The 9557-nt window shown below is 44.0% G+C and carries 6 protein-coding genes; all 6 read left to right on the top strand.

Going from position 1 to position 9557, the window contains the following annotated elements; genetic code table 11:
• The coding region (locus HMPREF9186_RS05310) for an LPXTG cell wall anchor domain-containing protein (protein WP_009731775.1) at positions 1-3311 on the top strand (3311 nt) is incomplete at its 5' end.
• A 187-nt stretch (positions 3312-3498) separates the two neighbouring features.
• Positions 3499-4500, top strand: a complete 1002-nt coding sequence (locus HMPREF9186_RS05305; RefSeq protein WP_009731774.1) for a sugar transferase — start codon at positions 3499-3501, stop codon at positions 4498-4500.
• A 227-nt stretch (positions 4501-4727) separates the two neighbouring features.
• Positions 4728-5945, top strand: a complete 1218-nt coding sequence (gene secY2, locus HMPREF9186_RS05300) for an accessory Sec system protein translocase subunit SecY2 (protein WP_009731773.1) — start codon at positions 4728-4730, stop codon at positions 5943-5945.
• Positions 5946-5953: 8 nt separating this feature from the next.
• Positions 5954-7543 (top strand): accessory Sec system protein Asp1, encoded by a 1590-nt coding sequence (gene asp1 / locus HMPREF9186_RS05295; RefSeq protein ID WP_009731772.1) that lies wholly within the window; start codon positions 5954-5956, stop codon positions 7541-7543.
• On the top strand, positions 7536-9080 hold the full coding sequence (gene asp2 / locus HMPREF9186_RS05290) for an accessory Sec system protein Asp2 (protein WP_037613957.1): 1545 nt from the start codon (positions 7536-7538) through the stop codon (positions 9078-9080). Before asp1 ends, asp2 begins: the two co-directional genes overlap by 8 nt.
• A complete protein-coding gene (asp3, locus tag HMPREF9186_RS05285) occupies positions 9077-9547 on the top strand; it encodes an accessory Sec system protein Asp3 (protein WP_009731770.1) in 471 nt (156 codons plus the stop codon). The genes asp2 and asp3 overlap by 4 nt, the downstream gene beginning before the upstream one ends.
• The last annotated feature ends 10 nt before the right edge of the window (positions 9548-9557 follow it).

Genomic DNA, 9557 nt, shown 5'->3' with positions numbered 1-9557 from the left:
CAGAGTCCTTGGTCCAAGCGTCGGTTTCAGCAAGTCAGTCAGAGTCACAGGTTCAAGCATCAATCTCTGCAAGCCAATCTGAATCGCAGGTTCAAGCTTCGACTTCAGCGAGTCAATCTGAGTCACAAGTTCAAGCGTCGATTTCAGCGAGTCAATCAGAGTCCTTGGTACAAGAGTCGGTTTCAGCGAGCCAATCAGAGTCCTTGGTACAAGAGTCCGTTTCCGCGAGTCAATCAGAGTCCTTGGTCCAAGCATCGACTTCTGCGAGTCAGTCAGAATCGTTGGTCCAAGCTTCAATCTCAGCAAGCCAATCTGAATCACAGGTTCAAGCTTCAACATCTGCGAGTCAGTCAGAATCGTTAATTAAAGAATCGACTTCCGTAAGCCAATCTGAATCGTTGGTACAAGCGTCCGTTTCAGCGAGTCAATCTGAATCGTTAATTCAAGCTTCAACTTCAGAAAGTCGGTCAGAGTCACAAGTCCAAGAATCAATTTCAGTGAGTCAGTCAGAATCCTTGGTTCAATCTTCGGTTTCGTCGAGTCAATCCGAATCGCAGGTTCGAGAATCAGCTTCAGCTAGCAAATCTGAATCGTTGATCCAAGCATCAATCTCAGCTAGTCGATCAAACTCGCTGGTACAAGCCTCAGTTTCGACAAGTCAGTCTGAGTCCTTGGTACAAGAGTCCATTTCAGTGAGTCAATCAGATTCCTTGGTACAAGCGTCAGTTTCTGCGAGCCAGTCTGATTCCTTGGTACAAGAGTCCGTTTCCGCGAGTCAATCCGATTCGTTGGTTCAAGCCTCAGTTTCGACAAGTCAGTCTGGGTTCTTGGTACAAGAGTCCATTTCAGAGAGTCAATCAGATTCCTTGGTACAAGAGTCGGTTTCCGCAAGTCAATCAGATTCCTTGGTTCAGGCATCTGTATCGGCAAGCCAATCAGATTCCTTGGTACAAGAGTCGGTTTCAACTAGTCAGTCCGATTCCTTGATACAAGAATCTGTTTCTGTCAGTCAATCAGACTCGCAATCAAAAGCCGCATCAGCATCTAAGAGTGAGTCTGAAAAAGCCTCGAAATCTGTTTCGTTGAGTCAGTCGGTATCCTTATCTAATTTGGTATCCAAATCAATTTCTGTGTCTCAATCGCAGTCAACATCGGCTGTTGGATCGGAAGAAGTGGTTTCTCAACTGATTTCCTTGTCGCAATCTATTTCGATGAGTCAATCTGAATCACTGGTTCAAGCCTCAGTTTCAGCTAGTCAGTCTGATTCCTTGGTTCAGGCATCGGTTTCAGCTAGCCAATCCGAGTCTTTGTTCCAAGCCTCAGTTTCTGCAAGTCAGTCTGATTCCTTGGTACAAGCCTCAGTTTCAGCTAGTCGGTCAGACTCCTTGGTACAAGCGTCCGTTTCTGCGAGCCAATCAGAGTCCTTGGTACAAGAGTCGGTTTCAGCTAGCCAATCCGATTCGTTGGTTCAGGAATCTATTTCAGCTAGCCAATCAGATTCATTGGTACAGGCATCTGTTTCCACCAGTCAGTCAGACTCGCAAGTTCAAGCGTCAGTCTCTGTAAGTCAATCTGAATCTATTGTTCAGGCGTCTGTATCAGCCAGTCAGTCAGAGTCGTTGCTACAGGAATCTGTCTCAGCCAGTCAATCCGATTCGTTGGTTCAAGAATCTGTTTCTGCAAGTCAGTCAGACTCGTTGGTTCAGGCGTCTGTCTCGGCTAGTCAATCGGATTCGTTAGTCCAGGCCTCAGTTTCGGCCAGTCAGTCAGAATCGCAAGTTCAAGCGTTAGTCTCAGCTAGTCGATCGGAATCACTGATTCAGGCGTCTGTATCAGCTAGTCAGTCAGATTCACTTGCCCAGGAATCCGTTTCAGCCAGCCAATCCGATTCGTTGGTTCAGGAATCTATTTCAGCTAGCCAATCAGATTCATTGGTACAGGCATCTATTTCCACCAGTCAGTCAGACTCGTTAGTTCAAGCGTCAGTCTCTGCTAGTCAATCTGATTCGCTAGTTCAGGAGTCAGTTTCGGCTAGCCAATCAGATTCATTGGTACAGGCATCGATTTCGGCTAGTCAATCTGATTCACAATCTAAAGCTGCTTCAGAATCAGCATCTAAGAGTGAGTCTGAAAAAGTTTCGAAATCTGTTTCGTTGAGTCAATATGAATCCTTGCTTCAGGAATCTGTATCGGTTAGTCAATCCGATTCGTTGGTTCAAGATTCTGTGTCGGCTAGTCAATCAGAATCGCTGGTTCACGCATCTGTATCAGCTAGCCAGTCAGCTTCACAATCTAAAGTTGATTCAGAATCCATATCCGAGATTGAGTCTGAAGAGACATCGAAGTCTATTTCTCAGTCTCAGTCAACATCGGCAGTCGGATCGGAGGAGGTAGTTTCCCAACTAGTTTCCTTGTCGCAATCTATTTCGATGAGTAAAAAACTGTCAGAATCCGTTTCAACGAGTCAATCTGAATCCTTGCTTCAGGAATCTGTATCGTCTAGTGAATCAGAATCTCTAGTTCAAGAATCGATTTCTGCCAGTCAATCAGAATCACAGGTCCAAGCATCAGTATCAGCTAGTCAATCAGAATCGCAAGTTCAAGCGTCAGTCTCAGCCAGCCAATCCGAATCGCTGGTTCAGGAGTCTGTGTCGGTTAGTCAATCGGACTCGTTGGTTCAGGCCTCCGTTTCGTCTAGTCAGTCAGAATCACTAGTCCAGGCCTCAGTTTCAGCCAGTCAGTCAGAGTCCTTGGTTCAGGCCTCCGTTTCAGCTAGCCAGTCAGAATCGCTGGTTCAATCATCTGTATCTGCAACTGAATCAGCTTCGACATCGAATGTTGTATCTGAATCGCAGGTTTCAGAGTCCGAATCACTCTCTCAATCTGTTTCTGAGAGTCAGTCAGATTCGCGATGGACATCTCATTCAGAGTCTGTAGCATCGAAATCTGAATCGTATAGTCAATCTATTTCACTCTTTTCAACGAGCCAATCCCTTTCAAGGTCGATGTTAGTGTCTGAATCATCTTTGACGAGTGCCTCAGTTTCCACAAGCACATCGTCAACAGTGAACCAATCTCAATCGCATGAAACATCTGAATGGATCCGTGTATCTTATGCGTCAAGTTTCTCTGCTGGGACAAGTCCTTCAGAGTCCTCATCAGATGTAAGCCCAGCGCCTGTGGCAAATTCTTCAGGACCTGCTCTCCCAGAGACAGGAGTCGTTGCTTCCTCTAGTATCCTTGCAATAGGGGCCTCCCTCCTTCTATCTGGACTAACTTTGTTAGGCATTCGTAAAAAAGATGGCAAATAGAACCTTAAAAGACCGGAATGAACCGGTCTTTTATTGATCTAGAATGTCTAAGAAGTTGTGAAATATGTTATAATGAATGAGGAAGTTTTCGGTGAAGGGTATGAAAAAGGTTGCTTTGTGAAAAGCTCAGTTTGCCTTCATATCTTCAGGAAATATGGGATAAAAAAAGAAGAGTCAGAGGAAAGAGATGAAAATCCATTTTACAAATCTATTTGGGCAATCTTCGCAAAGTGTAGCCCTGATGGCCCAAAACGATATCATGAATGTCGTTCGCGAGCTTGGGGTCAATGAATTAGGAATCTACTTTTATGATCATAGCAATGAACCAGCTAGTGAATTGAACTCGCGAATGGATGGGATTTTAGCAGGCGTTGCTTTTGGGGATATCGTCTTCGTTCAATCGCCTTCTTGGAATGGGATTGAGTGGGACCGCCGTTTGGTTGATAAGTTAAAACTCCTTCAAACCAAGTTGGTCATGTTTATCCACGATGTCCCACCGCTTATGTTTGAGAGTAATTATTACCTGATACCCAACTATATCGACATGTACAATCAGAGTGATCTGGTCGTTGTTCCATCAGAGCAAATGTACCATCGTCTAGTATCAGAAGGGCTTACAGTTAAAAAATATGTGGTACAAAAGTTGTGGGATTTGACCCACAGTTTGGATCTCTATACCCCGCAATTTGAGAAAAAACTGATCTTCTCAGGGAATCCGTCGCGTTTCCCTCATATCATCGACTGGAAATATGATACACCCCTTCATGTCTATGCAGAACCAGTTGAAGGAGTTGATTATTCCAAGGTCCATATTGAAGGCTGGCGAACCAAGCAAGAGTTGCTTTTGGAGCTTTCTAAGGGTGGTTTTGGGCTGGTCTGGGGAAATTCAGAGAACCCCGAGGATGAGCGAGATTACTACAAAGAAAATATTTCCTACAAATTATCGACTTACTTATCCGCAGGTCTTCCGGTAGTCGTGCCAGACTATTTGTCAAATGCAGACTATATTCGAGAAAAAGGGCTTGGCTTTGTAGCATCCAATCTTGAAGAAGCCAATCGTTTGGTTCAAGACTGCACAGAGGAAGCGTATGCCCAAATGGTCCAAAAAGCTCACTATACTTCTTATTTGATCCGCAATGGCTATTTCACAAAGAAATTATTCGTCGATACCATCATGGCCTTGGGGTAATAACAGCCAATCAAACAAGATTCTTCAGACAAAGATCTGGAGAATTTTTTGTTGGATGCGGTACCAAATAGCGAAATTGGAAGATTATCAAATATTAGTGACAAATGAGTTTGGAAACGTCGCAAATTATGGTAAAATAAGTTGAGATAAGATGCTTAAGAAGCACCTATGTATAGGCTAATCCCAAGACGGTGGAGCCAAAATGACGAAGAGAAAGTTTAAAAGAAATGTTAAAACGATCTGAAGTAGGAAAGCGATTTTGTTGGACGATTTTTTTCGTCTTTATTTATGTTTTTGGAAGTAAAATTTCTCTGCCTTTTGTTGATTTATCAAAGGCCTTGAAACTTAATGAGGGGACGACAACTGGTCTACAGCTCTCAAGTGCTGTGATGGGTGGAAATCTCCGCGGGATGTCGATCTTTTCGATCGGTTTATCTCCTTGGATGTCCTCCATGATTTTGTGGCGGATGTTTACCGTTTCAAAACGCTTTAATCTTGAAAAAACCAGCTCGGAAATTGTGGAGCGGCGAAAGATGTATGTGACCTTGGCGCTTGCCATCGTCCAGTCCTTGGCAGTGGCCATGTATCTGCCCTTGAAGACAGGGTTGAACCCTGGACTCGTCATTGCAGTTAATACGATGATTATGGTAGCTGGAGCCTTCTTTTTGGTCTGGCTTTCAGATCTAAATGCTGCTCTGGGTCTTGGAAGTTCTGTTGTGATCATGATGGCGGGGATGGTTATGTACCTTCCAGAAGACGTGATGAAGACTATTTCAAATATTAATAATATTCCAGAGATCGCTTATATTGTGGGTGTGATTGCCCTCTTGATTTTTGTCTTTGTTGCAGTCTTAGTGGAATATTCCAAGTATCAAATTCCTGTCAATAAATTAGGGATTCACAACAACCTAAAAAGCTATACTTTTTTAGATATCAAGCTCAATCCGGCTGGGGGAATGCCCTTCATGTATGCCATGACCTTGGTGTCGATTCCTCAGTATGCCATGCTCTTGATTTTGTCGATGGATTCCAATGCTAAATGGGCTGCTCAGCTCGCCAAGCGTTTGGTGATGGGAGACCCCATCTGGATTCTACTTTACATTCTCATGATTGCCCTGCTTTCTTTTGCCTTTGCCTTTGTCAATGTAAATGGAGAAGAAATTGCAGATAAGATGATGAAGGCTTCGGAATATATCGACCATGTCTATCCGGGAGCAGATACACGTCGCTACATCAATGGTATTGTCCTCCGCTTAACAGTTTTTGGGACCTTGTATCTGATTCTCTTTACGGCGCTTCCTTTTTCTCTCTTATTATGGGATAAGGAGCTCTTGCGCTTGACCATGATCCCAGGGACTTTCCTCATGTTTGTCGGAATGATTTACAATATCCGAGAAGAAATTCGTGCCCTTCGCGTCAACCAACGTTATACAAGAATATTCTAGGAGTAACCATGTATTATTTTGTACCAGCCTGGTATGGAACGGACCGCATCTGGCAGCAATCAGCTACCCCTTGGTACTGGATGCGCGAGTCCATTGAATTTGACGATACCATTAATCAAGTTCGTATTTTTCAAGAAGCAGAAATGGATCGGGTTTTATTGTTACCACAGTACAATCCCCAACTGCGTTATTTTTTACACCGCCAAGATATACTAGAGACAGATGTGATCTCCATTTTTGATGGGATCCAAGGTGTCCCATCTGAGTTGTCCATGCGCCCACTCCAGCTTCAGGATATGGAATGGCCTAGTGGGACTATCTTTTCCTATACTCCTTTTTTGGCCATAGCCTTTCGAAAAGGCAAATGTCTCGCCAAGATTGATATGGGAGTGGATGGGAATATCCTCTCCTTGACCCGTTATAAGGATGAGGAAATCATCTATATTGACTACATGGATGATCGTGGCTTTATCTCTAGCAGACTCTACTACAATGAGGGGAAACCTTATTTTCATGAGTACCTGCGTTTTGATGGGCAGTGGATTTTGAGAGAGATGTTGATTGAAGAAAATCGCTCTGTCATGGTCAATGAAGCTTTCTTCCATGCATTCAAAAAAGAAAGCTATGCCAATATTGGGGAAGTCGTCTCTGAAAAAATGAAGGAACACTTGATGGCTTTGATTCCAGGGCGAGATCAGTTGGTCTTGGCAGCTCATCCAGCCAATCTTGCTTTTTTACAAGATACAGCGAGTGGTGTTAAGAAGGTCCTCTCTTTCTATGGGGATCGCCAGCCCTTGTCTGCAGAAAACTTTGTCCTCTATTTTGATATGATTGATGCCCAGCTTTTAATTACGGACAGTGAAAAAACCAAAGAAGCGATTTCGGTCTTTTCCCCTAGCTTAGCTCAAAAAACACATCGGATTACCTCTTTTGACTCTCGCCTCCGTTTGGGCTCTAGTCAAGAGCGTAAGGAATCAAAGATTTATTATTATATCAAGGAGAACGAGCTTCCAACCAAGAACCAGCTCAAAAAAATCTTGGAAGTTTTGGGGCAACATCCCTTATTTGAAGTCGTCTTTGCATTTTACAATGGGGCACCAGAGCGGGTCAAAGAAGTAGAACAGCAACTAGAGGAATTGATCGCTAGTGAGCAGAACTTGAATCTTTTTCAGTCGCCAGCCCAGCTAGAAGTGCTTGGAGAAAACCAGATTATTGATAAGGAGTTTGTACAAGACGCACCGGACTACCGTTTTGTGGTCAAGAATTTTTCAAATGAAAATGACATTATTCAGGAGTTGGAAAAAACACGCTTGATCGTAGATTTGAGTGAGGAACCTAACCTCTATACGCAGATTGCAGGGATCTCTGCGGGGATTCCACAGGTCAATCGTGTTCAAACAGAATATGTGGATCATTTAAAAAATGGCTATGTCCTGTCTAAGGGAGACAAGGAATTAGAAAAAGCAATCACGCACTTCTTATTGGAATTGAAGCCCTGGAATGAGGCCTTGGTCTATTCAATCGAAAAAATTCAAGAATACACCGGTCAACGCTTGATCGAGAAATGGGAAGGATGGATGAAAGAACGTCATGGATAAAAAACTACAGATACCCCATATTCTCCAAATCGGCTCAAGTAGCTGGCAGGATCAAATGGAACTTCCTGCTGGACTTGGCTGGCACTTTTTTCAGGCCACCGCTCTTCCATCGCTCAAAGACTATATGGAAGAAGAGGAAATCTCTAAATTTAAAGCCTTGATCCTAGAGAATCCAGAAGATTTGTTGGCTTTAGGAGAAGACCTGACCTATTTTCAGCCTTATACCGTTTTTTATGACGAAAGGCGTAAGCTAGAGGTGCCTTCTGCAGAATTAGCCCATCTCTTAACGCTTAAACAAGCGAGACCCTGGGATTTCTCAAACAAGCATCAATTTCTCTATGTTTTAGACCGCTTTTTATACGACAATCAATATGGGGATGCCTTTACAGTTCGTGATCTGCAAGTGAGACCTGATTTTGCTGGTCAGCAAACAGTCTTGGGGCAACATTTCCTCAAGCTTGATGGAGCATACGGGGAAGAGTTTACGCCGATTGCCCAGTGGGTTTACAATTATGTGTATGACGCTAGCCGCCCCATCAATTTTTGGTTGGAATACGAAAAAGATCCAAGCTGTCAGCTGCAATTGCGGATCCAATTTTACCGCTATGGAGCTTTGGGTGATTGGGTCAAAGATGCGGTCTTTTCAGAAGAAGAGATGCTGCAACCACTAGAATTGGATGGAGCAGAGCCTTATTACCTAGCCTTCTCGCTGGAAGCAAAAGGAGAGGGGGCTCTTACGATTGGAGCCTTACACAAACGCTTGTCCCATGGTCCTTTAGGAGGGATGACGGTAGGCGCTCAGACTCTTCGGGACCACAAGCGCCAAGAGATTTTTGCTTATTTCCATCCGGGCGATATGAAGCCACCTTTAAACATTTACTTTTCTGGGTATCGTCCGGCCGAAGGATTTGAAGGATTTGGGATGTTGCGTGCTATGGGCAGTCCCTTTATTCTCTTCTCTGACCCAAGACTGGAAGGTGGATCTTTCTACATGGGATCAGAAGAGCTGGAAAATCAAATTACAGCCTTTATTGATCAGCATTTGGATCTGCTCGGTTTCGAGCCCAAAGAGATGAATTTTTCAGGTTTGTCCATGGGGACCTTTGGTGCACTTTATTATGGGGCCCTTTATTGCCCTCATGCCATCCTAGTCGGAAAACCCATTGTCAACCTGGGGGATGTCGCTGCTAACCTGAAATTTAAACGTCCAGATGAGTTTGGAACGTCCTTAGATATGATGCAGTTGATCATCGGCCAAGTATCACAAGAAGGCATTGGTCAGCTCAATCAACGCTTCTGGGATCGGTTTGAACAAGCAGATTTTAAGGATACAATTTTGGCACTTGCCTATATGAGAGATGATGACTACGACCAGCAGGCTTATCCAGATATTTTAGAAGCCTTATATGAATTGCCGGTTCGTATTATTAGTACTAGCCGTGCCGGTCGCCACAACGACGCGAGTGGTCCGATCATTGAATGGTTTGCGACCCAGTACAAAGAAATCATGGAAAGAGACTTTGGAAGAAACCAATGATACAAATAAAAGAAAATGAAGCCAGACGCGTCTACTGGGGCGATACCGTTCTGGCAGATTATCTTTGGGGGTCAACTATTCAAGCGACTGCCCAAGGGAGCGTTCACTTTCAGAACCCCCTCATGCCATCTGGTCAAGTATTGAAAACCTGGCATTCGCAGACAAATTTTGGCGCGACGCGTCAAATTCCTAGTCTGCCTCTGCTTAAAAGAGAGCAGGATTATGAACTGCTTATTACGATGGAAGCGACTCCCTCCCATACCGTTATGGTAGAAATTGTCTTCAAAGATCGTTTTGGAGAGGTCGTTGGCCGTCGAGTAACCGCAGAAGGTCGCTTGCAGTTTACCTATCCAGATCAAGCCTACGCCTATGAAGTACGCTTGCTCAGTGCAGGCTTGCAAGAGTTTACCTTCCACTATTTTACTATTCAACCAATATCGTCTGAGGGAGCAGAAGTTCTCGAATAGACGAACATCA

This window comes from Streptococcus sp. F0442 (assembly GCF_000314795.2).
Taxonomy (GTDB): domain Bacteria; phylum Bacillota; class Bacilli; order Lactobacillales; family Streptococcaceae; genus Streptococcus.
This window is presented reverse-complemented; position numbering and strand designations above follow the sequence as displayed.